23 protein-coding genes and 1 tRNA gene are annotated in these 23,334 nt (G+C 66.7%); 23 read left to right on the top strand and 1 reads right to left on the bottom strand.

Annotated features, from left to right (window positions below):
- The first annotated feature begins 16 nt into the window (after positions 1 to 16).
- From secG to GXN78_RS20630, 19 genes are all read left to right on the top strand, one after another.
- Positions 17 to 439, top strand: coding sequence for a preprotein translocase subunit SecG (gene secG / locus GXN78_RS20720; RefSeq protein WP_106554209.1), 423 nt, complete (start codon positions 17 to 19; stop codon positions 437 to 439).
- A 158-nt stretch (positions 440 to 597) separates the two neighbouring features.
- Positions 598 to 682: transfer RNA gene (locus GXN78_RS20715), tRNA-Leu, on the top strand.
- Positions 683 to 739: 57 nt separating this feature from the next.
- Positions 740 to 1,099 (top strand): NADH-quinone oxidoreductase subunit A, encoded by a 360-nt coding sequence (locus GXN78_RS20710; protein ID WP_106554210.1) that lies wholly within the window; start codon positions 740 to 742, stop codon positions 1,097 to 1,099.
- A gap of 12 nt (positions 1,100 to 1,111) precedes the next feature.
- Positions 1,112 to 1,591: an NADH-quinone oxidoreductase subunit B gene (locus GXN78_RS20705; RefSeq protein WP_021008163.1), complete on the top strand. Its 480-nt coding sequence runs from the start codon at positions 1,112 to 1,114 to the stop codon at positions 1,589 to 1,591.
- A 13-nt stretch (positions 1,592 to 1,604) separates the two neighbouring features.
- Positions 1,605 to 2,213 (top strand): NADH-quinone oxidoreductase subunit C, encoded by a 609-nt coding sequence (locus GXN78_RS20700; RefSeq protein WP_106554211.1) that lies wholly within the window; start codon positions 1,605 to 1,607, stop codon positions 2,211 to 2,213.
- 7 nt (positions 2,214 to 2,220) lie between these two features.
- Positions 2,221 to 3,474, top strand: a complete 1,254-nt coding sequence (locus tag GXN78_RS20695) for an NADH-quinone oxidoreductase subunit D (protein ID WP_106554212.1) — start codon at positions 2,221 to 2,223, stop codon at positions 3,472 to 3,474.
- An 8-nt stretch (positions 3,475 to 3,482) separates the two neighbouring features.
- On the top strand, positions 3,483 to 4,013 hold the full coding sequence (locus GXN78_RS20690) for an NAD(P)H-dependent oxidoreductase subunit E (protein ID WP_106554213.1): 531 nt from the start codon (positions 3,483 to 3,485) through the stop codon (positions 4,011 to 4,013).
- Positions 4,010 to 5,353, top strand: a complete 1,344-nt coding sequence (nuoF, locus tag GXN78_RS20685; protein ID WP_181360459.1) for an NADH-quinone oxidoreductase subunit NuoF — start codon at positions 4,010 to 4,012, stop codon at positions 5,351 to 5,353. The genes GXN78_RS20690 and nuoF overlap by 4 nt, the downstream gene beginning before the upstream one ends.
- A 14-nt stretch (positions 5,354 to 5,367) precedes the next feature.
- Complete coding sequence (nuoG, locus tag GXN78_RS20680; protein ID WP_106554214.1) at positions 5,368 to 7,515, top strand: NADH-quinone oxidoreductase subunit NuoG; 2,148 nt, start codon at positions 5,368 to 5,370, stop codon at positions 7,513 to 7,515.
- Positions 7,512 to 8,588 (top strand): NADH-quinone oxidoreductase subunit NuoH, encoded by a 1,077-nt coding sequence (gene nuoH, locus GXN78_RS20675; RefSeq protein WP_106554215.1) that lies wholly within the window; start codon positions 7,512 to 7,514, stop codon positions 8,586 to 8,588. The genes nuoG and nuoH overlap by 4 nt, the downstream gene beginning before the upstream one ends.
- A gap of 11 nt (positions 8,589 to 8,599) precedes the next feature.
- Positions 8,600 to 9,118, top strand: coding sequence for an NADH-quinone oxidoreductase subunit NuoI (nuoI, locus tag GXN78_RS20670; RefSeq protein ID WP_106554216.1), 519 nt, complete (start codon positions 8,600 to 8,602; stop codon positions 9,116 to 9,118).
- Positions 9,119 to 9,156: 38 nt separating this feature from the next.
- Positions 9,157 to 9,804, top strand: coding sequence for an NADH-quinone oxidoreductase subunit J (locus tag GXN78_RS20665; RefSeq protein ID WP_106554217.1), 648 nt, complete (start codon positions 9,157 to 9,159; stop codon positions 9,802 to 9,804).
- Positions 9,801 to 10,109: an NADH-quinone oxidoreductase subunit NuoK gene (nuoK, locus tag GXN78_RS20660; protein WP_106554218.1), complete on the top strand. Its 309-nt coding sequence runs from the start codon at positions 9,801 to 9,803 to the stop codon at positions 10,107 to 10,109. Before GXN78_RS20665 ends, nuoK begins: the two co-directional genes overlap by 4 nt.
- Before the next feature lie 9 nt (positions 10,110 to 10,118).
- Positions 10,119 to 12,152 carry an NADH-quinone oxidoreductase subunit L gene (gene nuoL / locus GXN78_RS20655; RefSeq protein WP_106554219.1) on the top strand — a complete coding sequence of 678 codons (2,034 nt, stop codon included), beginning with the start codon at positions 10,119 to 10,121 and terminating at the stop codon, positions 12,150 to 12,152.
- Positions 12,153 to 12,179: 27 nt separating this feature from the next.
- Entirely contained in the window at positions 12,180 to 13,658 is a 1,479-nt protein-coding gene (locus GXN78_RS20650) for an NADH-quinone oxidoreductase subunit M (protein WP_106554220.1), read from the top strand.
- 14 nt (positions 13,659 to 13,672) lie between these two features.
- Complete coding sequence (gene nuoN, locus GXN78_RS20645) at positions 13,673 to 15,160, top strand: NADH-quinone oxidoreductase subunit NuoN (RefSeq protein ID WP_106554221.1); 1,488 nt, start codon at positions 13,673 to 13,675, stop codon at positions 15,158 to 15,160.
- A 4-nt stretch (positions 15,161 to 15,164) separates the two neighbouring features.
- Positions 15,165 to 15,470, top strand: a complete 306-nt coding sequence (locus GXN78_RS20640; RefSeq protein ID WP_106554222.1) for a DUF2818 family protein — start codon at positions 15,165 to 15,167, stop codon at positions 15,468 to 15,470.
- A 1-nt stretch (position 15,471) separates the two neighbouring features.
- The gene (locus GXN78_RS20635) at positions 15,472 to 16,065 is read left to right on the top strand and encodes an NUDIX hydrolase (RefSeq protein ID WP_106554223.1); all 594 of its coding nucleotides are present in this window, start codon (positions 15,472 to 15,474) and stop codon (positions 16,063 to 16,065) included.
- Between the two features lie 7 nt (positions 16,066 to 16,072).
- A complete protein-coding gene (locus GXN78_RS20630; protein WP_106554224.1) occupies positions 16,073 to 16,516 on the top strand; it encodes a DUF1178 family protein in 444 nt (147 codons plus the stop codon).
- A 14-nt stretch (positions 16,517 to 16,530) separates the two neighbouring features.
- Here the strand turns inward: GXN78_RS20630 and GXN78_RS20625 are convergent, their stop codons facing one another.
- Complete coding sequence (locus GXN78_RS20625) at positions 16,531 to 18,315, bottom strand: ABC transporter transmembrane domain-containing protein (RefSeq protein ID WP_106554225.1); 1,785 nt, start codon at positions 18,313 to 18,315, stop codon at positions 16,531 to 16,533.
- Between the two features lie 75 nt (positions 18,316 to 18,390).
- On the opposite strand from GXN78_RS20625, the gene GXN78_RS20620 reads away from it, so the two are divergent.
- From GXN78_RS20620 to GXN78_RS20605, 4 genes are read left to right on the top strand one after another with little or no spacing between them, the layout of a single operon-like run.
- Entirely contained in the window at positions 18,391 to 18,942 is a 552-nt protein-coding gene (locus tag GXN78_RS20620) for a MarR family winged helix-turn-helix transcriptional regulator (protein WP_106554226.1), read from the top strand.
- Positions 18,943 to 18,958: 16 nt separating this feature from the next.
- Positions 18,959 to 20,401, top strand: a complete 1,443-nt coding sequence (locus GXN78_RS20615; protein WP_239142908.1) for an efflux transporter outer membrane subunit — start codon at positions 18,959 to 18,961, stop codon at positions 20,399 to 20,401.
- A 31-nt stretch (positions 20,402 to 20,432) separates the two neighbouring features.
- Complete coding sequence (locus GXN78_RS20610; protein ID WP_106554228.1) at positions 20,433 to 21,743, top strand: efflux RND transporter periplasmic adaptor subunit; 1,311 nt, start codon at positions 20,433 to 20,435, stop codon at positions 21,741 to 21,743.
- Between the two features lie 15 nt (positions 21,744 to 21,758).
- Entirely contained in the window at positions 21,759 to 23,318 is a 1,560-nt protein-coding gene (locus GXN78_RS20605; protein WP_106554229.1) for a DHA2 family efflux MFS transporter permease subunit, read from the top strand.
- Positions 23,319 to 23,334 lie beyond the last annotated feature (16 nt).

Here is a 23,334-nt window from a genome sequence, read left to right as displayed (position 1 = left end):
TTAGGAGTTAGAACGAATGAACGTGGTCCTCAACATCCTCGTGAGCGTGCAGATGCTCACAGCGCTCGCGATGATCGGGCTGATCCTGATCCAGCACGGCAAGGGCGCCGACATGGGCGCCGCCTTCGGCAGCGGCAGCGCGGGCAGCCTGTTCGGCGCCAGCGGCAGCGCGAACTTCCTCTCGCGCACCACCGGCGTGCTGGCCGCGGTCTTCTTCGCGTGCACTCTGCTGCTGGCCTACTTCAGCCATTCGCGCCCCACCGGCGGCGGCAGCCTGATCGAGCGAGCCGTGGTTGGCACGCCGGCTCCGGCGCCTGCACCAGCCGCATCGGGCCCGGCATCGCAGATTCCTACCGGCAATGCGCCTGCCGCGCCGGCTTCCGGTGCACCGGCGCCGGCCGCACCGGCCTCGGGCGCCGCGCAGATCCCGACCAAGTGAGCCAGTGCCTTTGGGCCGCGCGAATAAGCGACTCGATGTTCCTTCTCGTTTTCAGTGCGTCACCAAAAGAAAACGGCTCCGTTTCAGGGTAAACTCTAAAGCTGTCCGGAAAGCCAAAACCTCACAGGTTCCTCATGCCATCCGGACATGCAAACACCGCCGTCGTGGTGAAATTGGTAGACACGCTATCTTGAGGGGGTAGTGGCGAAAGCTGTGCGAGTTCGAGTCTCGCCGACGGCACCAAATCTCGCCGACAGGAGGCTTCATCTTCCTGTCGGCGTTAAGCGGTAAAAGACCCCGATGAACCTCGATTCCTACCTCCCCGTCCTGTTGTTCATCCTGGTCGGAGTGGGTGTTGGCGTAGCGCCCCAGGTTCTCGGTTACATCCTCGGCCCCAATCGGCCCGACACCCAAAAGAACTCGCCCTACGAATGCGGCTTCGAGGCTTTCGAAGACGCGCGCATGAAGTTCGACGTGCGCTACTACCTCGTGGCGATTCTCTTCATTCTTTTCGACCTCGAAATCGCCTTTCTCTTCCCTTGGGCGATCGCGCTCAAGCAGATCGGACCGGTCGGCTTCTGGGCCATGATGATTTTTCTCGCCATCCTCGTCGTGGGCTTCGTCTACGAATGGAAAAAGGGTGCGCTCGATTGGGAATGACAAGGAACCACGATGGCCATTGAAGGCGTCATGAAGGAAGGCTTCGTCACCACGACCTACGATTCGGTGGTGAACTGGGCCAAGACGGGATCGCTCTGGCCGATGACCTTCGGCCTCGCCTGCTGCGCGGTGGAGATGATGCATGCGGGCGCCGCACGCTACGACATCGACCGCTTCGGCATGCTGTTCCGCCCGAGCCCGCGCCAGTCCGATCTGATGATCGTGGCCGGCACGCTGTGCAACAAGATGGCGCCGGCCCTGCGGAAGGTCTACGACCAGATGCCCGAGCCGCGCTGGGTGCTCTCGATGGGCTCCTGCGCCAACGGCGGCGGCTACTACCACTACAGCTACTCGGTGGTGCGCGGCTGCGACCGCATCGTGCCCGTCGACGTCTACGTGCCGGGCTGCCCGCCGACGGCCGAGGCGCTGCTCTACGGAATCATCCAGCTGCAGCAGAAGATCCGCCGGACCAACACCATTGCACGTGCCTGAGAAGCGAGAGACGATGACCGACTTTGCCATTGCTCCCGAGGCACTGCAGAAGCAGATCCAGGAAACGCTCGGCGCCAAGGCCAAGAGCGTGTCTTTGGCGCTCGGCGAGGTGACGGTGGTGGTTCCTGCCGCCGACTACCTCGAGGCCGCGCGCCTGCTTCGCGATGCGCCCGGTTGCAGGTTCGAGCAACTGATCGACCTCTGCGGCATGGACTACTCCGACTATCGTGAAGGCGAATGGGAGGGCGAGCGCTTCTGCGTCGTCTCTCACCTGCTGTCCGTGAGCCTCAACCAGCGCGTTCGCCTCAAGGTCTTCGCGCCCAACGAGGGCCTGCCGGTGGTCGATTCGCTGACCGGCATCTGGAGCGCCGCGACCTGGTTCGAGCGCGAGGCCTTCGATCTCTACGGCATCGTGTTCGAGGGTCACGACGACCTGCGCCGCATCCTGACCGACTACGGCTTCATCGGCCATCCCTTCCGCAAGGACTTCCCGGTCTCCGGCCACGTCGAGATGCGTTACGACGCGGAGCAGAAGCGCGTGATCTACCAGCCGGTCTCGATCGAGCCGCGCGAGATTACCCCGCGCGTGATTCGCGAAGACAACTACGGCGGATTGCACTGAGACCGACATGGCCGACATCAAGAACTACACGCTGAACTTCGGACCCCAGCACCCTGCAGCCCACGGCGTGCTGCGCCTCGTGCTCGAGCTCGACGGCGAGGTGATCCAGCGCGCCGATCCGCACATCGGCCTCTTGCACCGCGCGACCGAGAAGCTCGCCGAGAGCCGCACCTACATCCAGTCGCTGCCCTACATGGACCGGCTGGACTACGTCTCGATGATGAGCAACGAGCACGCCTACTGCCTCGCCATCGAGCGGATGCTGGGCCTCGAGGTGCCGTTGCGCGCGCAGTACATCCGCGTGATGTTCGCCGAGATCACGCGCCTGCTGAACCATCTGCTGTGGCTGGGCGCGCACGGCCTCGACTGCGGTGCGATGAACATGCTCATCTACTGCTTCCGCGAGCGCGAGGACCTGTTCGACCTGTACGAGGCGGTGTCGGGCGCGCGCATGCACGCGGCCTATTTCCGTCCGGGCGGCGTCTACCGCGACCTGCCGGACGCGATGCCGCAGTACAAGGTCAGCAAGATCAAGAACGCCAAGGCGATCGAGAAGCTCAACGAGAACCGCCAGGGCTCGATGCTCGATTTCGTCGACGACTTCTGCAAGCGCTTCCCGAAGATGGTCGAAGAGTACGAGACCCTGCTCACCGACAACCGCATCTGGAAGCAGCGCACGGTCGGCATCGGCGTGGTGACGCCCGAGCGCGCGCTCAACCTGGGTTTCACCGGCCCGATGCTGCGCGGCTCCGGCGTCGAGTGGGACCTGCGCAAGAAGCAGCCCTACGACGTCTACGACAAGATGGAATTCGACGTGCCGGTCGGCAAGACCGGCGACTGCTACGACCGCTATCTGGTGCGCGTGGAAGAGATGCGCCAGGCCAACCGGATCATCCAGCAGTGTTCGGCCTGGCTGCGCACCAACCCCGGCCCGGTGATCACCGACAACCACAAGGTGGCCGCGCCCGCGCGCGAATCGATGAAGGCGAACATGGAGGAGCTGATCCACCATTTCAAGCTCTTCACCGAAGGCTTCCACGTGCCCGAGGGCGAGGCGTATGCCGCCGTCGAGCACCCGAAGGGCGAGTTCGGCATCTATCTCGTGAGCGATGGCGCCAACAAGCCCTACCGCCTGAAGATCCGAGCCCCCGGCTTCCCGCACCTGGCGGCGCTCGACGAGATGTCGCGCGGCCACATGATCGCCGACGCGGTCGCGGTGATCGGCACCATGGACATCGTCTTCGGCGAAATCGACAGGTGAGCGAACGAATGACTCCCGACACCACCCACAGCACCCAGGCGCCGCTGTCGGCCGCCACCCTGGCGCTCTTCGCGCGCGAGGTCGCCAAGTACCCGCCCGCGGGCAAGCAGTCGGCCGTGATGGCCCTGCTCACGATCGTGCAGAAGGACGAGGGCTACGTCAGCATGCAGCGCGAGCGTGAGATCGCGGCCTACCTCGGCATGGCGCCGATCGCGGTGCACGAGGTCACGACGTTCTACAACATGTACAACCAGCAGCCGGTGGGCAAGTTCAAGCTCAACGTTTGCACCAACCTGCCGTGCCAGCTGCGCGACGGCGCGGTCGCGCTGGCGCACCTCGAGAAGAGGCTCGGCATCAAGATGGGCGAGACCACCGCCGACGGCATGTTCACCCTGCAGCAGAGCGAGTGCCTCGGCGCCTGCGCCGATTCGCCCGTGATGCTGGTCAACGACCGCACCATGTGTAGCTTCATGAGCAACGAAAAGCTCGATCAGCTGGTCGACGGCCTGCGCGGCGCCAAGACGGAGGGCGCGCAATGATGACGCCCGAGCAAGTGCTCTCGCAGTTCCAGGCCACCGGCGTCCAGACCTGCTTCCACGATCGCCACATCGAGCCCCAGATCTACGCCGGCCTCGACGGCACCAACTGGCGCCTGGCCGACTACGAAGCGCGCGGCGGCTACAAAGCGCTGCGCAAGATCCTCAGCGAAGGCCTGACGCCCGAGCAGGTGATCGCCGAGGTCAAGGCCTCCGGCCTGCGCGGCCGCGGCGGCGCGGGCTTCCCGACCGGCCTGAAGTGGAGCTTCATGCCGCGCCAGTTCCCCGGCCAGAAGTACCTGGTCTGCAACTCGGACGAGGGCGAGCCGGGCACCTGCAAGGACCGCGACATCCTGCAGTTCAACCCGCACATCGTGATCGAGGGCATGGCCATCGCGGCCTACGCGATGGGCATCAGCGTGGGCTACAACTACATCCACGGCGAGATCTTCCAGACCTACGAGCGCTTCGAAGAGGCGCTGGAAGAGGCGAGGGCGGCCGGCTTGCTGGGCGACAACATCCTGGGCAGCAGCTTCAGCTTCCAGCTGCATGCGTCGCATGGCTTCGGCGCCTACATCTGCGGTGAAGAGACGGCGCTGCTCGAATCGCTGGAAGGCAAGAAGGGCCAGCCGCGCTTCAAGCCGCCGTTCCCGGCCAGCTTCGGCCTCTACGGCAAGCCGACCACCATCAACAACACCGAGACCTTCGCCGCGGTGCCGTGGATCATCAACAACGGCGGCGTGGCGTATCTGGAGTGCGGCAAGCCGAACAACGGCGGCACCAAGATCTACTCGGTCAGCGGCGACGTCGAGCTGCCCGGCAACTACGAAGTGCCGATGGGCACGCCCTTCTCGAAGCTGCTCGAGCTCGCCGGCGGCGTGCGCAAGGGCCGCCAGCTCAAGGCCGTGATCCCCGGCGGCTCCTCGGCACCGGTGCTGCCGGCCGCGATCATGATGGAGTGCACGATGGACTACGACTCCATCGCCAAGGCCGGCTCCATGCTGGGCTCGGGCGCCGTCATCGTGATGGACGACAGCCGTTCGATGGTCGAGTCGCTCAAGCGCCTGTCGTACTTCTACATGCACGAGTCCTGCGGCCAGTGCACCCCCTGCCGCGAAGGCACGGGTTGGCTTTGGCGCGTGGTGGACCGCATCCACAACGGCCACGGCAAACCCACCGACATGGACCTGCTGAACTCGGTCGCCGACAACATCCAGGGCCGCACCATCTGCGCGCTGGGCGATGCCGCCGCGATGCCGGTGCGCGCGATGATCAAGCACTTCCGCCACGAGTTCGAGGCGCTGATTCCGGGCTACGTCCCGAAGGCACCGGTCAAGGCCTGAGCGAGAAAACAAACATGGTTGAAATCGAACTCGACGGCAAGAAGGTCGACATCGTCGAAGGCAGCATGATCATGCATGCGGCCGACAAGGCGGGCACCTACATCCCGCACTTCTGCTATCACAAGAAGCTCAGCATCGCGGCCAACTGCCGCATGTGCCTGGTCGACGTCGAAAAGGCGCCCAAGCCGATGCCGGCCTGCGCCACGCCGGTGACGCAGGGCATGATCGTGCGCACCAAGAGCGACAAGGCCATCAAGGCCCAGCAGTCGGTCATGGAGTTCCTGCTGATCAACCATCCGCTGGACTGCCCCATCTGCGACCAGGGTGGCGAGTGCCAGCTGCAGGACCTGGCGGTGGGCTACGGCGGCTCCTCCTCGCGCTACGAGGAAGAGAAGCGCGTGGTTTTCCACAAGGACGTCGGCCCGCTCATCAGCATGGAAGAGATGAGCCGCTGCATCCATTGCACCCGCTGCGTGCGCTTCGGCCAGGAAGTGGCCGGCGTGATGGAGCTCGGCATGTCGCACCGCGGCGAGCATGCCGAGATCGAGACCTTCCTCGGCAGCTCGGTCGATTCCGAGCTCTCGGGCAACATGATCGACATCTGCCCCGTCGGTGCGCTGACCAGCAAGCCCTTCCGCTACAGCGCCCGCACCTGGGAGCTGTCGCGCCGCAAGTCGGTGAGCCCGCACGATTCGACCGGCGCCAACCTGATCGTCCAGGTCAAGAACAACCGCGTGATGCGTGTGGTGCCGCTGGAGAACGAGGACGTCAACGAGTGCTGGATCGCCGACCGCGACCGTTTCTCGTATGAGGCCCTGAACGGCCCCGAGCGCCTGACGCAGCCCATGCTGAAGCAGGGCGGCCAGTGGCAGCAGGTCGATTGGCAGACCGCGCTCGAGTACGTGGCCAACGGCCTCAAGCAGATCAAGGCCGACCATGGTGCGCACAGCATCGGCACGCTGGCGAGCCCGCACAGCACGCTGGAAGAGCTGCACCTGGCCAAGCTGCTGATGCAGGGCCTGGGCAGCGCCAACATCGACCATCGCCTGCGCAACGCCGAGTTCGGTGCCTTCGAGGGCGTGCGCTGGCTGGGCACCTCGGTCGCGTCGCTGTCGCAGCTCCAGCGCGTGCTGGTGATCGGCAGCAACCTGCGCAAGGACCATCCGCTGTTCGCGCAGCGCATTCGTCAATCGGTGCGCAAGGGTGGGGCGCTCAGTGCGCTCACCTCGCCCGAACTGCTGGCCGACGACGAAGCCTGGGCCATGCCCGTGACGAATGCCGTGCGCGTGCCGGCGCAAGACTGGATCGATGCACTCGCCGAGATCGCCTCCGCGGTCGCCGCGACGACCGGCGCCGCGGCGCCGATCGCCCGTTCTGCCGAAGCTGGCGACCAGGCCAAGGCCATCGCTGTCTCGCTGCTCGGCGGCGAGCGCAAGGCCATCCTGCTCGGCAACGCGGCCGCCCACCATGTCGAAGCCCGCGCGCTGCTGGCGCTGGCGAACTGGATCGGCGCCCAGACCGGCGCCACCGTCGGCTATTTGACCGAGGCCGCCAACACCGTCGGTGCCCAACTGGTCGGTGCACTGCCCATGGATGCCGGCCTGAACGCCGGCGAGATGCTGCAAGGTGCGCTCAAGGCGGTGCTGCTGCTCAACACCGAGCCGGTCTTCGATTCGGCCGCCGGCACCAAGGCGGCCGATGCGCTCACGCATGCCCAGATGGTCGTGACGCTGAGCCCCTTCAAGGCCAACCTCGACTTCAGCGATGTGTTGCTGCCGATCGCGCCCTTCAGCGAAACGCCCGGCAGCTTCGTCAACGCCGAGGGCCGCGTGCAGGGCTTCCATGCCGTGGTGAAGCCGCTGGGCGAAACGCGCCCCGCCTGGAAGGTGCTGCGCGTGCTGGCCAACCTGCTGGGCCTGCCGGGCTTCTCCTTCGAGTCGGCGACCGAGGTGCTGGCCGACACCGGCTTGGCCCCCGGCCTGGTGCCGGCTGACAGGCTGAGCAACGCCACCGCGGCTCGCCCCGACGGCGAGCGCGTCCCCGACGCCGCGGCGCCGGTCGTCGCCGCCATCTACCAGCTCGATTCGATCGTGCGCCGCGCGCCTTCGCTGCAGCTCACCGCCGATGCGCGCGCCGCGCAAGCCGAGGAGGTGCTCGCATGATCGACACCCTGCATGGCTTTGGCCTTGGCCTGGTCGCGGCCCCGTGGTGGACCGCGGTCGCCTGGCCGGTGATCTGGACGCTGATCAAGATCGTCGTCGTGGTGCTGCCGCTGATGGGCGCCGTGGCCTACCTCACGCTGTGGGAGCGCAAGGCCATCGGCTTCACGCAGATCCGCCTCGGCCCGAACCGCATCGGCCCGCTGGGCCTGCTGCAGCCCATTGCCGACGCGCTGAAGCTGCTGACCAAGGAAATCATCCTCCCCACGGTCGCCAACAAGGGCCTGTTCCTGCTGGGCCCGATCATGACCATCATGCCGGCCCTGGCCGCGTGGGCCGTGATCCCCTTCGGCCCCGAGGTCGCGCTGGCCAACATCAACGCCGGCCTGCTGTTCGTCATGGCCATCACCTCGCTCGAGGTCTACGGCGTGATCATTGCCGGTTGGGCCTCGAACTCCAAGTACGCGTTTCTCGGTGCGCTGCGCGCCTCGGCGCAGATGGTGAGCTACGAGATCGCGATGGGCTTCTGCTTCGTGGTCGTGCTCATGGTCTCCGCCAGCCTCAACATGACCGACATCGTGTTGGGGCAGGGCAAGGGCCACTTCGCCTCGATGGGCATCGGCTTCCTGTCGTGGAACTGGCTGTCGCTGCTGCCGATCTTCGTCGTCTACTTCATCTCCGGCCTGGCCGAGACCAACCGCCATCCCTTCGACGTGGTGGAAGGCGAGTCGGAAATCGTCGCCGGCCACATGATCGAGTACTCGGGCATGAGCTTCGCGATGTTCTTCCTGGCCGAGTACGCCAACATGTGGCTGGTCTCGATCCTGTGCGCGGTCCTGTTCCTCGGCGGCTGGCTACCCCCCTTCGATTTCCTCGGCTTCATCCCCGGCTGGATCTGGCTGGGCCTCAAGACCTTCGTCGTGGTCACCATGTTCCTGTGGGTCCGCTCGACCTTCCCGCGCTTCCGCTATGACCAGATCATGCGTCTGGGCTGGAAGATCTTCATCCCGGTCACGCTGGTGTGGCTGGTGGTGGTCGGCGCCTGGATGCAGACCCCCTTCAATATCTGGAAATAACTGGAATCGCCATGTCTGCGCACACCGCAACGTCGACCGCGCCGTTCTCTCTCAAGGACTTCCTGTCCAGCTTCATGCTGGTCGAACTGTTCAAGGGCCTGGCCATCACGGGCAAGTACGCCTTCAGCCGCAAGATCACGGTGCAGTTCCCGGAAGAGAAGACGCCGCTCTCGCCGCGCTTCCGCGGCCTGCACGCGCTGCGCCGTTATGAGAACGGCGAGGAGCGCTGCATCGCCTGCAAGCTCTGCGAAGCCGTTTGTCCGGCGCTCGCCATCACCATCGAATCGGACGTGCGCGACGACGGCTCGCGGCGCACCACGCGCTACGACATCGACCTGACCAAGTGCATCTTCTGCGGCTTCTGCGAGGAAAGCTGCCCGGTCGACTCCATCGTCGAGACCCACATCTTCGAATACCACGGCGAGAAACGCGGCGACCTGTACTTCACCAAGGACATGCTGCTGGCTGTGGGCGACCGCTACGAAAAAGAAATCGCTGCCAACAAGGCAGCCGACGCCAAGTACCGCTGAGGCGGACTTGGCCCGATAACAAATAACGAAACCGATCCATGGACGTCAAGACCGGTCTGTTCTACCTGTTCTCCGCGGTGCTGCTGTTTGCAGCCTTCCGCGTGATCACCTCGCGCAACCCCGTGTATGCGGCGCTGTACCTGGTGCTGGCCTTCTTCCAGGCCTCGGCCATCTGGCTGCTGCTGCGTGCCGAGTTCCTTGCGATTTCGCTGGTGCTGGTCTACGTGGGCGCGGTGATGGTGCTGTTCCTGTTCGTGGTGATGATGCTCGACATCAACGTCGATGCGCTGCGGCAGGGTTTCTGGAAGCATTTCCCGCTTGCCGCGGGCATCGGCGCGCTGATCGCGCTGGAGATGGCCGCGGTGCTGATGGGCGGCTTCCGCCTGGCCGAGCCGCGCCGTCCGATGGCCACCGGCCCCGATACCTCCAACACCCTGGAGCTCGGCAAGCTGCTCTACACCGAATACCTCTACCCGCTGGAGATCGCGGCCGTCATCCTGCTCGTGGCTATCGTCGCCGCCATCGCGCTCACGCTGCGCACGCGCAAGGACAGCAAGTACGTGAACCCCTCCGACCAGGTGCGCGTGAAAGCGCGCGACCGCGTGCGCATCGTGCAGATGCCCGTGACGCGGGCCGCGCAACCCGTGGTCGACGAAGCGCCTGCAGCCGGGGAGACCAAGGCATGACCATCACGCTCGGACACTTTCTCTCGCTGGGCGCGATGCTCTTCGCGCTGTCGGTGATCGGCATCTTCCTGAACCGCAAGAACCTGATCGTGCTCTTGATGTGCATCGAGCTGATGCTGCTTGCGGTCAACGTGAACTTCGTCGCCTTCTCGTACTTCCTGGGTGACATGCACGGCCAGATCTTCGTGTTCTTCATCCTGACCGTGGCCGCGGCCGAGTCCGCGATCGGGCTGGCGCTGCTGGTGCTGCTGTTCCGCAACAAGTCGAACATCAACGTCGACGAACTCAACGCGCTCAAGGGCTAGGGCATTCACATGAGCGCAACTCTCTCCGCATCCGCGCTGCTCGCGGTTCCCCTGGCGCCGCTGGTCGGCTCGCTGCTGGCCGGCCTGTTCGGCACCAAGTTCGGCGGCAACCGTTTCGGCCGCCGCGCCGCGCACTCGATGACCATCCTGGGCGTGTTCATCGCCTTCGTCATCTCGGCCATGACGCTCAAGAGCGTGGTGGCCGACGGCGCCCGCTTCAACGCCACCATCTACGAATGGATGGTGGTCGGCGGCATCAAGATGGAGGTCGGCTTCCTGGTCGACGGCCTGACGGCCATGATGATGTGCGTCGTGACCTTCGTCTCGCTGATGGTGCACATCTACACCATCGGCTACATGGAAGAGGACGAGGGCTACAACCGCTTCTTCGCCTACATCTCGCTCTTCACCTTCTCCATGCTGATGCTGGTGATGAGCAACAACATGCTCCAGCTGTTCTTCGGCTGGGAAGCCGTGGGCCTGGTGTCCTACCTGCTGATCGGCTTCTGGTACAACAAGCCGAGCGCCATCTTCGCCAACCTCAAGGCCTTCCTGGTCAACCGCGTGGGCGACTTCGGCTTCATCCTCGGCATCGGCCTGATCGCCGCCTATGCCGGCACGCTGAACTACGGCGAGGCCTTCGCCAGGGCTGATGAACTGGCCAAGCTGAGCTTCCCCGGCACCGAGTGGATGCTGATCACCGTGATCTGCATCTGCCTGTTCATCGGCGCCATGGGCAAGAGCGCCCAGTTCCCGCTGCACGTGTGGCTGCCCGATTCGATGGAAGGCCCGACCCCCATCTCGGCGCTGATTCACGCGGCGACCATGGTGACAGCCGGCATCTTCATGGTGGCGCGCATGTCGCCGCTGTTCGAGCTGAGCGACACGGCACTGTCCTTCGTGCTGGTGATCGGCGCCATCACGGCGCTCTTCATGGGCTTCCTGGGCATCATCCAGAACGACATCAAGCGCGTGGTGGCCTACTCCACGCTCTCGCAGCTGGGCTACATGACGGTGGCGCTGGGCGCCTCGGCCTACTCGGTGGCGGTGTTCCACCTGATGACGCACGCCTTCTTCAAGGCGCTGCTGTTCCTCGGCGCCGGCTCGGTGATCATCGGCATGCACCACAACCAGGACATCCGCTGGATGGGCGGGGTGCGCAAGTACATGCCCATCACCTGGATCACCTCGCTGCTGGGCTCGCTGGCGCTGATCGGCACGCCGCTGTTCGCGGGCTTCTACTCGAAGGACAGCATCATCGAGGCAGTGCACGAGAGCCACCTCTGGGGCGCCGGCTTCGCCTATTGGGCGGTGCTGGCGGGCGTGTTCGTGACGGCCTTCTATTCGTTCCGCATGTACTTCCTGGTCTTCCACGGCAAGGAGCGCTACGACCAGAACCCGGATGCGCACCATCACGAGCCGGACGCGGAGCCCGACCATGGCCACCACGACGATCACTCCACGCCGCACGAGTCGCCGTGGGTGGTCTGGCTCCCGCTGGTGCTGCTGGCCATTCCCTCGGTGGTGATCGGCTACATGACCATCCAGCCGATGCTCTTCGGCGAGTTCTTCAAGGATGCGATCGTCGTCGACGCCGGCAAGCATCACGCGATGAAGGAACTGGCCGAGGCCTTCCACGGCCCCATGGCCATGGCCCTGCACGGCCTGACCGCGGCGCCGTTCTGGCTGGCGCTGGCCGGCGTGGTGCTGGCCTGGTACATGTACCTGATCAACCCGGCGCTGCCGGAGGCCATCAAGCGCGCCTTCGGCCCGGTCTACCGCCTGCTCGAGAACAAGTACTACATGGACTGGATCAACGAGCACCTGATCGCACGCGGCACGCGCGCGCTGGGCACGGGCCTGTGGAAGGGCGGTGACCAGGGGATCATCGACGGCGCCATCGTCGACGGCTCCTGGAAAGCGATCGGCCGCATCGCCGGCGTCGTCCGCTGGATGCAGTCCGGCTACATCTATCACTACGCCTTCGCGATGCTCCTGGGCATCTTCATCCTCATGACGTATTTCGTCTGGTTCAACAGATAAACCGCGCGCCACTGGAGAAAAGCAAAAATGGGTTTGTTGAGCCTTGCCATCTGGGTGCCGATCGTCTTCGGCGCCGTGCTGCTGGCCATCGGTCGCGACCAGCACGCGAGCATCGTGCGCTGGATCGCGCTCGTCGGCTCGATCGTGAGCTTCCTGGCCACCGTGCCGCTCTACACGCGCTTCCAGAACGGCACCGCCGCGATGCAGTTCGTCGAGAAGAGCAGCTGGATCGAACGTTTCAATGTCCACTACCACGTCGGCCTCGACGGCCTGTCGCTGTGGCTGGTGCTGCTGACGTCCTTCATCACGGTGATCGTCGTGATCTCGGCGTGGGAGGTGATCACCGAGCGCGTCAACCAGTACATGGGCGCCTTCCTGATCCTCTCGGGCCTCATGATCGGCACCTTCTCGGCGCTGGACGGCGTGCTGTTCTACGTCTTTTTCGAGGCGACGCTGATCCCGATGTACCTGATCATCGGCATCTGGGGCGGTCCGAAGAAGATCTACGCCGCCTTCAAGTTCTTCATCTACACGCTGCTCGGCTCCCTCCTGACGCTGGTCGCGCTGATCTACCTGTACAACCGCTCGGGCGGCAGCTTCGACATCCTGAGCTGGCACAAGCTGCCGCTGACGGCCAGGGAGCAGACCTTCCTGTTCTTCGCCTTCTTCGCGGCCTTCGCGGTCAAGGTGCCGATGTGGCCGGTCCACACCTGGCTGCCCGATGTGCACGTCGAGGCGCCCACCGGCGGCTCGGCCGTGCTGGCGGCGATCATGCTGAAGCTGGGCGCCTACGGCTTCCTGCGCTTCTCGATGCCGATCGCACCCGATGCCTCGCACGAATGGGCCTGGCTCATGATCGCGCTGTCGCTGATCGCGGTGATCTACGTCGGCCTGGTGGCGCTCGTGCAGCAGGACATGAAGAAGCTCGTGGCCTATTCGTCGGTGGCCCACATGGGCTTCGTCACGCTGGGCTTCTTCATCTTCAACGAGATCGGGATTTCGGGCGGCATCGTCCAGATGATCGCGCACGGCTTCGTGTCGGGCGCCATGTTCCTTTGCATCGGCGTGCTGTACGACCGCGTGCATTCGCGCGAGATCGCCGACTACGGCGGCGTGGTCAACACCATGCCCAAGTTCGCGGCCTTCTCGCTGCTGTTCGCCATGGCCAACTGCGGCCTGCCCGCAACCGCCGGCTTCGTCGGCGAATGGATGGTGATCATCGGCGCCGTGAAGGCCAACTTCTGGCTGGGCGTGGGCGCGGCGACGGCGCTGATCTTCGGCGCGGCCTATACGCTGTGGATGTACAAGCGGGTCTACCTGGGCCCGGTGGGCAACGACCACGTGAAGGAGCTGGACGACATCAACGCCCGCGAGTTCCTCATGCTGGCCCTGCTCGCGATCGCGGTGCTGTGGATGGGCCTGTATCCCAAGCCCTTCACCGACGCGACCAACGCCTCGGTGAGCGAGCTGCTGCGCCACGTGCAGACGTCCAAGATTCCAGGCTGACCAAGAGATACGAGATGATTGACAAACTCAGCTGGATGACGGTCTACCCCGAGATGGTGCTGCTGGTCATGGCCTGCATCATCGCGCTGGTGGATCTGTCCACGACCGACACCCATCGCACGCGCACCTACGTGCTGACCCTGCTCACGCTGGCCGTGGTGGCCGTCCTCACCGGCATGCAGGCCACCGACGCCACGAGCCACTACGGCTTCGGCGGCATGGTCGTGAGCGACCCGATGGGCAACTGGCTCAAGTGCTTCGCCTCCGTGGCGCTGATGGTCACGCTGGTCTATGGCCGTCCCTACGCGGCCGACCGCGGCATGCTGCGCGGCGGCGAGCTCTTCACCATGAGCATGTTCTCGCTCTTGGGCATCTTCGTGATGATCTCGGGCAGCAACTTCCTGGTGATCTACCTCGGCCTGGAACTGCTCACGCTGTCGAGCTACGCGCTGGTCGCGCTGCGGCGCGACAACGCGGTGGCCAGCGAGGCGGCGATGAAGTACTTCGTCCTCGGCGCCATGGCCAGCGGCTTCCTGCTCTACGGGCTGTCGATGATGTACGGCGCCACCGGCTCGCTCGACACCACCGAGGTCTTCAAGGCCATCGCCAGCCGCAAGGTCAACCACCAGGTGCTGGTCTTCGGCCTGGTGTTCATCGTCGCCGGCCTGGCCTTCAAGGTCGGCGCTGCGCCGTTCCACATGTGGGTGCCCGACGTCTACCAGGGCGCGCCCACGGCCGTCACGCTGATGATCGGCGCGGCGCCCGAGCTGGCCGCCTTCGCCATCATCATCCGCCTGCTGGTCGAGGGGCTGCTGCCGCTCGCGTTCGACTGGCAGCAGATGCTGGCCTTGCTGGCCATCGCCTCGCTGCTGGTGGGCAACCTGGCGGCCATTGCGCAGACCAACCTCAAGCGCATGCTGGCCTACTCGACCATCTCGCAGATGGGCTTCATGCTGCTGGGCATGGTGGCGGGCGTGGTCAACAACAGCACCTACAACGCGCAGTTCGCGTACAGCGCTTCGATGTTCTACATCGTGACCTACGTGCTGACCACGCTGGCCAGCTTCGGCATCATCCTGCTGCTCGCGCGCGAGGGCTTCGAGAGCGAGGAGATCACCGATCTCGCCGGCCTCAACCAGCGCAGCCCGCTCTATGCCGGGGTGATGGCCATCGCCATGTTCTCGCTGGCGGGCATCCCGCCACTGGTCGGCTTCTACGCCAAGCTGGCCGTGCTGCAGGCGCTGATCGCCTCCGGCCAGGGCTTGTACATCGCGCTGGCGGTGTTCGCGGTCGTGATGTCGCTGGTCGGCGCCTTCTATTACATCCGCGTGGTCAAGGTGATGTACTTCGACGCGCCGGTGACGGCGACCACCGTCTCGGCGCCGCGCGACGTGCGCACCGTGCTGGCCGTCAACGGCGCGCTGATCCTGATCCTGGGCATCGTGCCTGGCGGCCTCATGTCGCTGTGCGCCCGGGCCATCGTGGCCACGCTGGCCGGCTGAGGCGGTGTCGCAGGGTGCCTCGGTCTGGGTGGTGCTGCTCGTCGCGCTGCTCGCGGCCAATCTGCCCTTCCTGAACGAGCGCCTGCTCGGCATCGTGCCGCTCGCGGCGCGTGCCAAGTCGCTGGCCCTGCGGCTGGGCGAGCTGGTGATCCTCTACTTCGCGGCCGGCGGCATCGGGCTCCTGTTCGAGCGCCGCGCCGGCCAGATCGCGCCGCAAGGCTGGGAGTTCTACGCCGTCACCGGGGCGCTGTTCCTCGTGCTCGCGTTCCCGGGCTTCACCTGGCGCTACCTCCTCAAGCATCGGAAATGAAATGGACGACGCGCATCTGAAGGAAGAGGGCATCGCCAGCGAGCTGCTCTTCAAGGGCAACTTCCTGGAGGCCAAGCGCGACACCGTGCGCCTGCCCGACGGCAAGACTGCGACCCGCGAGTACATCGTCCACCCCGGCGCGGTGGTGGTGGTGCCGCTGCTCGACGACGGCCGCGTGGCGATGGTGCGCCAGTACCGCTATCCGCTCGACCGGGTCATGACCGAGTTTCCGGCCGGCAAGCTCGACCCCGGCGAAGACCCCTTGGTCTGCGGCCTGCGCGAACTGCAGGAGGAAACCGGCTACACCGCACGGGAGTGGGCCCATGCCGGCGCCATGCACCTGGCAGTGGCCTATTCGACCGAGATCATCCACATCTACTTCGCGCGCGGCCTCACGGTTGGCAGCCAGCAGCTCGACCATGAGGAATTCGTCGAGCTGACCGCGGCCACCCCTGCGCAACTGCTGGACTGGTGCCGCGACGGCACCGTGTCGGATGCCAAGACGCTGACCTGCACGGTCTGGCTGCAGAACGTCCTGTCCGGCGCATGGGCGCTCGACTGGAAAAGCGCCGACCTCCCGCCCGCCGGACCATAATCCGCGCATGAAGGTCCTCAACCTCCAATGCGCGCACGGCCACGGTTTCGAGGGCTGGTTCGCGTCCAACGGCGACTTCGAGACGCAGCTCGCCGGCGGCCTGGTGTCCTGCCCCCTGTGTGGCGACACGGCCATCACCAAGCTGCTCACCGCGCCGCGCCTGAATCTCGGCAACGCCAAGCCGCCCGCCGAGCCTGCCCCGGTGCCCGCTGTCGTTCAAAGCGACTCGCCCGAGGGCCGCTGGATGCGCGCCGTGCGCGAAGTGATGGCCAAGACCGAGGACGTCGGCGACCGCTTCGCCGCCGAGGCACGCAAGATGCACTACGGCGAGGCCGAGGAGCGCGGCATCCGCGGCCAGGCCACGCGCGAGGAAGCCAAGGACCTGATCGACGAAGGCATTTCGGTCTTCTCGCTGCCCCTGCCGCCAGCGCTCAAGGAAACGCTTCAGTAGTCGCGCTTGCTGCTTCAGGCAGCGAACTGGAGCGCCGCCAGGCGCGCATAGACACCGTTTTGCGCCACCAGCGCGGCATGCGTCCCCTGTTCCACGATACCGCCGTGGTCGAGCACGATGATGCGGTCGGCCCTTTGCACCGTCGCCAGCCGGTGCGCGATGACCAGCGTGGTGCGGTCCGCCATCGCCGATTCCAGCGCCGCCTGCACCATGCGCTCGCTCTCCGCATCGAGCGCGCTGGTGGCTTCGTCGAGCAGCAGCAGCGGCGGGTTCTTGAGCATGGCCCGCGCGATCGCGATGCGCTGGCGCTGGCCGCCTGACAGGCGCACGCCGCGCTCGCCTAGGAAGGTGTCGTAGCCTTCGGGCAGGGCCCGCAGAAAGCCGTCGGCGAAGGCGGCGCGCGCCGCGGCGTACACCTCTTCTGCGCTGGCCTCGGGCCGGCCGTAGCGGATGTTCTCGAAGGCGCTGGCCGAGAAGATCACCGCGTCCTGCGGCACCAGCCCGATGCGCGTGCGCAGGGCGTCGAGGGCGAGGTTCGCCAGCGGCGCGCCGTCGAGCAGGATGCGGCCCGACTGCGGGTCGTAGTAGCGCAGCAGCAGCTGGAACACCGTGCTCTTGCCCGCGCCGCTCGATCCCACCAGGGCCACCGTCTCGCCGGGTGCGATGTCCAGGCTGAAGTCCCGCAACGCCGGCGTGCCGGGGCGCGAGGGGTAGTGGAAGCCGATCTGCTCGAAGCGCACGGCGCTCCCGGCCACCGGCACCGCCGCCTGCGCGGGCCGCGTCGGCGACACGATCGCTGGCCTGGCATGCAGCAGCTCCATCAGCCGCTCGGTGGCGCCGGCCGCGCGCAGCAGGTCGCCGTAAACCTCGCCCAGCACCGCCGCCGCGCTGGCCAGGATGATCACGTACACCACCGTCTGCCCCAGGTGCCCGGCGGTGATGTCGCCGCGCAGCACCGCCTGCGTGCCCTGGTACAGCCCCCACAGCAGGGCGGCCGAGGTGGCGATGATGATGAAGGCCACCAGCACCGAGCGAGCCTTGGTGCGGCGCACGGCGGTGCGGAAGGCGCTGTCGGTGGAGGCGTCGAAGCGCGCCGCCTCGCGCGCCTCGGCCGTGTAGCTCTGCACCACGGGGATGGCGTTCAGCACCTCGGCCGCGATGGCGCTCGAATCGGCAACCCGGTCCTGGCTGGCGCGCGAGAGCCGGCGCACCCGGCGCCCGAACCACATGCTGGGCAGCACCACCAGCACCAGGATGCCCAGCACCTGCACCATCACGTAGGGGTTGGTCCACACCAGCATGCCCAGCGCGCCGATGCCCATCACCGCGTTGCGCAGCCCCATGCTGAGCGAGGAGCCGACCACGGTCTGCACCAGCGTCGTGTCGGCCGTCAGCCGCGACAGCACCTCGCCGGTCTGCGTGGTCTCGAAGAAGGCCGGGCTCTGGCGCAACACATGGGCATAGACCGCGTTGCGCAGGTCGGCCGTGACGCGCTCGCCCAGCCAGCTCACCGTGTAGAAGCGCGCCGCCGAGAAGACCCCGAGCGCCACGGCGACGCCGAAGAGGGCGAGGAAATGGTCGCGCAGCGCCATCGTCTGCGCGCCGCGGTCGACCACGATCAGGCCCCCGTCGATCAGGCTGCGCAGGGCGACCGGAAACACCAGAGTGGTGGCGGCCGCCAGTACCAGGAACACCGCCGCCAGGAGGATCTGGGCACGGTAAGGCCGCAGGAAGGGCGCCAGGCCGGAAAGCGAGCGGGGCGCGCCCTTGGCGGCCGAAGACGAGGCAGGGGAAACCATGAGCGGATTCTAATCAACGCTTGCCCTTTCAAAGGTCGCCTTGACAATTACTGTCATGACAACTAATATCGCGACATGTCCCAGCCAACACGTCCGGAAGCCGATGCGCCGGTGCCCGCTGAGGGATCACCGGCCATTCCCGACTTCTACAAGCCGGAGGGCTACCTCGCCGAGCAAAGCGTCGGCCACATGATGCGCCGCATCACGACCATCGTCGGCCAGCTCGTCTCGAACAAGATGTCCGAGCCCAGCGGGCCAACCTTCCCGCAGTGGGCACCCCTGTTCAAGCTCTACCTGGGCCATGCGGAGACCGTCGCCGAGCTCGCGCGTGAATGCCAGCTCGACACCGGCGCCATGACGCGGCTGCTCGACCGGCTGGAAGCCAAGGGCCTATGCCGGCGCGTGCGCTCCCTGTCGGACCGGCGCGTGGTCAACATCGAACTCACCGAGGAGGGCCGCGAAGCCGCGCGCCAGGTGCCCCATGTGCTGTGCAGCGTGCAGAACGAAGTGCTGGCCGGCTTCAGCCGCGAAGAGTGGCAAGAGCTTAAGGGCTTCCTGCACCGCATCCTCGACAACGCCCAGGCCGTTGCGGCCCGTGGAGAAAAGAATGATCCCGCTTCTTCCTGAATTCGCACGGCGCCCGATGACCGCCATGGCCGCCGCGGCGGCGCTGTTCCTGGCCGGTTGCGCCGACATGGGCCACATCGATTCGCACGCGAAATTGCGCGATGCCGATTCGCTGGGCCTGTCCAGCCAGGCCGCCGAGCTGGCCGCGCCCACCGTCGACAGCCAGTGGTGGCTGGGCTTCGGCGACGCCCAGCTGAACGCCCTGGTCGACCAGGCCCTCCAGGGCAACCCCAACCTGCAGGTCGCGCGCGCCCGCCTCGAACGCGCCCAGGCCGCGGTCGGCGTGGCCGAAGCCGCCCGCAAGCCCAAGCTCGACGGCCAGCTCGACCTCACGCGTGAGAAGTTCAGCGGCAACTCCATTTATCCCGCGCCGCTCGGCGGCTCGATCCAGGAGCTGGGCACGCTGCAGCTCAACGCGAGCTGGGAGCTCGACTTCTTCGGCAAGAACCGCACCGCCATCGAGAGCGCGGTCGGCGCCGCCAATGCCGCGGCGGCCGATGCCGATGCGGCCCGCGTGCTGCTGGCCAGCAACGTGGCCCGCGCCTATTTCCAGTGGGCGCGCCTGGACGACCAGCTCGCCGTGGCCAAGCGCACGCTCACGCAGCGCGAGGAAACCCTCAAGCTGGTGCGCGACCGCGTCTCCGCCGGCCTGGACACGCGCCTCGAGCAATACCAGAGCGAAGGCGGCCTGCCGCAGGCGCGCCAGCAGATCGAGGCGCTCAACGAGCAGATCGAGATCGCCCAGCACGCGCTGGACGCGCTGGTCGCCAAGCCCGGCACCGCTCAGGGCCTGGCCGCGCCGAAGCTCGCCGGCATCCGCCCGATCGCGCTGCAACCGACCATCCCGGCCAACCTGCTGGGCCGCCGCGCCGACATCGCCTCCGCGCGCTGGCGCGTCGAGGCGGCGACCAGCGACGTGGCGAACGCGAAGACCCAGTTCTACCCGAACATCAACCTGGTGGCCTTCGCCGGCTTCTCCGCCCTCGGCTTCGGCAACCTTACCAAGTCGGGCAGCGAGCAGTGGGGCGTGGGCCCGGCCGTGCGGCTGCCCATCTTCGAGGGCGGCCGGCTGCGCGCCAACCTGCGCGGCAAGACGGCCGACCTCGACGGCGCGATCGAGAGCTACAACGCCGCCGTGCTCGGCGCGGTGCGCGACGTGGCCGACCAGGTCAGCAGCGTGCAGTCGGTCGCGCGCCAGCAGGCCGAGCAGGCCGCATCGCAACGCGCCGCCGAGTCGGCCTACGACATCGCCGTGCAGCGCTATGGCGCCGGCCTCGGCAACTACCTCAACGTGCTGACGGCCGAGACCACCGTGCTCGCCGAACGCCGCCAGGCCGTCGACTTGGCCGCACGCGCCCTCGAGACCCAGGTTGGCCTCGCCCGCGCCCTGGGCGGCGGCTGGCAGCCCGACACCGAAACGACCGCCGCGGCAGCCAAGCCCGCGACCCGTCATCCCTGAACAGCCACGCGCGAATCCGAAGGACATTCCCATGGACAGCAGCAACACCAACACCAACACCGCCGCCGTTGATGCACCGGCCCCCGGCAACAACAAGCGCCGTCGCGCGCTCACCGCGCTCGCCGCTGCGGTGGTGGTCGCCGGCGCCGGCTGGGGCGCCTACGAATGGCTGGTCGCCAGCCGCTACGAAACGACCGACAACGCCTATGTGCAGGGCAACGTGATCCAGATCACGCCCCAGATCGGCGGCACCGTGATGGCCATCATGGCCGACGACACCGACCTGGTGAAGACCGGCCAACCACTGGTGCAGCTCGACCCGGCCGATGCCAAGGTGGCCCTCGAGCAGACCGAGGCGGCGCTCGGCCAGGCGGTGCGCCAGGTGCGCACCCTCTATGCCAACAACGGCTCGCTGGCGGCGCAGGTCTCGCTGCGCCAGGCCGACATCGTGAAGGCCCAGAGCGACATCGCCCGCGCGCAGGACGACCTCAAGCGCCGCCAGGCGCTGACGGGCAACGGCGCAGTGTCGAAGGAAGAGCTCAACCATGCCGAGACTGCGCTGGCCAACGCGAAGAGCGCGCTGGCCGCGGCGCAGGCCGGCGTGATCGCGGCGCGCGAGCAGCTGGCCAGCAACCAGTCGCTGACCGAAGGCACCACCGTCGAGCAGCACCCCAGCGTGCAGGCCGCGGCCGCCAAGGTGCGCGAGGCCTACCTCGCGACGCAGCGCGTGGCGCTGCCGGCGCCGGTCGAAGGCTACGTGGCCAAGCGCACCGTGCAGCTCGGCCAGCGCGTCGCGGCCGGCACGCCGATGATGTCGATCGTGCCGCTCAACCAGGTGTGGGTCGACGCCAACTTCAAGGAAGTGCAGCTGCGCAGCATCCGTCTCGACCAGCCGGTGAAGCTCACGGCCGACGTCTACGGCAAGAAGGTCGAGTACACCGGCCACGTGGCCGGCCTGGGCGTGGGCACCGGCGCCGCCTTCGCGCTGCTGCCGGCGCAGAACGCCACCGGCAACTGGATCAAGGTGGTGCAGCGGGTGCCGGTGCGCATCGCGCTCGACGCCGAGCAGCTCAAGGCCAACCCGCTGCGCGTGGGCCTGTCGATGGACGTGGAGGTCGACGTGCGGCAGAAGGGCGGCAAGACGCTGGCCGATGCGCCGCGCGCGACCGCGCTGGCCCAGACGCAGGTCTACAGCCAGCTCGACCAGGGCGCCGACGCCGAGGTGCAGCGCATCATCGCCGCCAACCTGGGCCGCGCCCCGGCGCTCGCCGGCGCGGCGAAGCAGCCGCACGGCGCAGCACCCCCTGCCGGCTCGGTCATCTCGCACGTGAACCCGATCTGAGCGAAGGCGCGCACGATGGCCACCGCCGCGGCTCCCGCCGCCCATCCGCCGCTCGAAGGCTCGGCCCGCCTGTGGGGCACGATCGCGCTCTCGGCCGCGACCTTCATGAACGTGCTCGACACCTCGATCGCGAACGTGTCGCTGCCGGCCATCTCCGGCGACCTGGGCGTGAGCTCCACGCAGGGCACCTGGGTCATCACCAGCTTCGCCGTTGCCAACGCGATCGCGGTGCCGCTCACCGGCTGGCTCACGCAGCGCTTCGGCCAGGTACGCCTGTTCATGGCCAGCGTGCTGCTGTTCATCGTCAGCTCGTGGCTGTGCGGCCTCGCGCCCAACATGACCACGCTGATCGCCTTCCGCGCGCTGCAGGGCTTCGTGGCCGGGCCGATGATCCCGCTGTCGCAGACGCTGCTGCTGTCGAGTTATCCGAAAGCCAAGGCCGGCCTCGCGATGGCGATGTGGTCGATGACCACGCTGGTCGCGCCGGTCATGGGGCCGCTCCTGGGCGGCTGGATCACCGACAACATCTCCTGGCCTTGGATCTTCTACATCAACATCCCCGTGGGCCTGCTCGCGGCCGGCATCACCTGGGGCATCTTCCACAAGCGCGAGAGCAGCACGCGCAAGGTGCCGATCGACGGCATCGGCCTGGCGCTGCTGGTGCTGTGGGTCGGCTCGATGCAGCTCATGCTCGACAAGGGCAAGGAGCTCGACTGGTTCCATTCGCCCGAGATCGTCGCGATGGCGGTGGTGGCGGTGGTCGGCTTCGCCTTCTTCCTGGTGTGGGAGCTGACCGACAAGCATCCGGTGGTGGACCTGTCGCTCTTCAAGCGGCGCAACTTCTGGTCCGGCGCGCTTGCCACCGCGGTGGCCTACGGGCTGTTCTTCGGCAACGTGGTGATCCTGCCGCTGTGGCTGCAGCAGTTCATGGGTTACACCGCCACGCAGGCCGGCATGATCATGGCGCCGGTGGGGCTGCTGGCGATCGTGTTCTCGCCGATGGTCGGCCTCACCGTGGGCAAGATCGATCCGCGCCGCTACGCGACCTTCTCCTTCCTGGTGTTCGCGCTGGTGCTGTGGATGCGCTCGAACTTCAACACCCAGGCCGACTTCTGGACCATCATGATCCCGACCGTGATCCAGGGCGTGGCAATGGCCTTCTTCTTCATCCCGCTGGTGACGATCACGCTCTCGGGCCTCGCGCCCGACCGCATCGCGGCGGCCTCGGGCTTGTCGAACTTCGCGCGCATCACCGCGGGTGCGATGGGCACCTCCATCGCGACCACGCTGTGGGAGAACCGCGCAGCGCTGCATCATGCGCAACTGGTCGAGTCGGTCAACGCGGGAAGCGCGGCCGCCAACAGCGCCATGGCCGGGCTGAGTGCGAGCGGCTTCTCCGCCGAACAGGTGCTGGGCCAGATCAACCGCATGGTGGACCAGCAGTCCTTCATGCTGGCGGCCAATGATGTGTTCTATGCATCGGCGGTGCTGTTCCTTCTGCTGATTCCTTTCGTGTGGCTCGCGAAGCCCGCGCGCGGCACCGGCGCATCGGACGCTGCCGCCGGAGCGCACTGAGCACCTTGCGGCAAGG

This window comes from Variovorax sp. WS11 (assembly GCF_010499245.1).
In the GTDB taxonomy this organism is placed as follows: Bacteria; Pseudomonadota; Gammaproteobacteria; order Burkholderiales; family Burkholderiaceae_C; genus Variovorax.
This window is presented reverse-complemented; position numbering and strand designations above follow the sequence as displayed.

Bases quoted from the DNA above. Each gene is read 5' to 3' on its own strand.
- GXN78_RS20615 (WP_239142908.1), top strand. From the start codon at position 18,959: ATGACCGCCATGGCCGCCGCGGCGGCGCTGTTCCTGGCCGGTTGCGCC.
- GXN78_RS20705 (WP_021008163.1), top strand. From the start codon at position 1,112: ATGGCCATTGAAGGCGTCATGAAGGAAGGCTTCGTCACCACGACCTAC.
- nuoN (WP_106554221.1), top strand. From the start codon at position 13,673: ATGATTGACAAACTCAGCTGGATGACGGTCTACCCCGAGATGGTGCTG.
- GXN78_RS20700 (WP_106554211.1), top strand. From the start codon at position 1,605: ATGACCGACTTTGCCATTGCTCCCGAGGCACTGCAGAAGCAGATCCAG.
- GXN78_RS20605 (WP_106554229.1), top strand. From the start codon at position 21,759: ATGGCCACCGCCGCGGCTCCCGCCGCCCATCCGCCGCTCGAAGGCTCG.
- GXN78_RS20650 (WP_106554220.1), top strand. From the start codon at position 12,180: ATGGGTTTGTTGAGCCTTGCCATCTGGGTGCCGATCGTCTTCGGCGCC.
- nuoG (WP_106554214.1), top strand. From the start codon at position 5,368: ATGGTTGAAATCGAACTCGACGGCAAGAAGGTCGACATCGTCGAAGGC.
- GXN78_RS20620 (WP_106554226.1), top strand. From the start codon at position 18,391: ATGTCCCAGCCAACACGTCCGGAAGCCGATGCGCCGGTGCCCGCTGAG.
- GXN78_RS20635 (WP_106554223.1), top strand. From the start codon at position 15,472: ATGGACGACGCGCATCTGAAGGAAGAGGGCATCGCCAGCGAGCTGCTC.
- nuoF (WP_181360459.1), top strand. From the start codon at position 4,010: ATGATGACGCCCGAGCAAGTGCTCTCGCAGTTCCAGGCCACCGGCGTC.
- nuoL (WP_106554219.1), top strand. From the start codon at position 10,119: ATGAGCGCAACTCTCTCCGCATCCGCGCTGCTCGCGGTTCCCCTGGCG.
- GXN78_RS20665 (WP_106554217.1), top strand. From the start codon at position 9,157: ATGGACGTCAAGACCGGTCTGTTCTACCTGTTCTCCGCGGTGCTGCTG.
- GXN78_RS20610 (WP_106554228.1), top strand. From the start codon at position 20,433: ATGGACAGCAGCAACACCAACACCAACACCGCCGCCGTTGATGCACCG.
- nuoH (WP_106554215.1), top strand. From the start codon at position 7,512: ATGATCGACACCCTGCATGGCTTTGGCCTTGGCCTGGTCGCGGCCCCG.
- GXN78_RS20630 (WP_106554224.1), top strand. From the start codon at position 16,073: ATGAAGGTCCTCAACCTCCAATGCGCGCACGGCCACGGTTTCGAGGGC.
- GXN78_RS20710 (WP_106554210.1), top strand. From the start codon at position 740: ATGAACCTCGATTCCTACCTCCCCGTCCTGTTGTTCATCCTGGTCGGA.
- GXN78_RS20690 (WP_106554213.1), top strand. From the start codon at position 3,483: ATGACTCCCGACACCACCCACAGCACCCAGGCGCCGCTGTCGGCCGCC.
- secG (WP_106554209.1), top strand. From the start codon at position 17: ATGAACGTGGTCCTCAACATCCTCGTGAGCGTGCAGATGCTCACAGCG.
- GXN78_RS20695 (WP_106554212.1), top strand. From the start codon at position 2,221: ATGGCCGACATCAAGAACTACACGCTGAACTTCGGACCCCAGCACCCT.
- GXN78_RS20625 (WP_106554225.1), bottom strand. From the start codon at position 18,315: ATGGTTTCCCCTGCCTCGTCTTCGGCCGCCAAGGGCGCGCCCCGCTCG.
- nuoK (WP_106554218.1), top strand. From the start codon at position 9,801: ATGACCATCACGCTCGGACACTTTCTCTCGCTGGGCGCGATGCTCTTC.
- nuoI (WP_106554216.1), top strand. From the start codon at position 8,600: ATGTCTGCGCACACCGCAACGTCGACCGCGCCGTTCTCTCTCAAGGAC.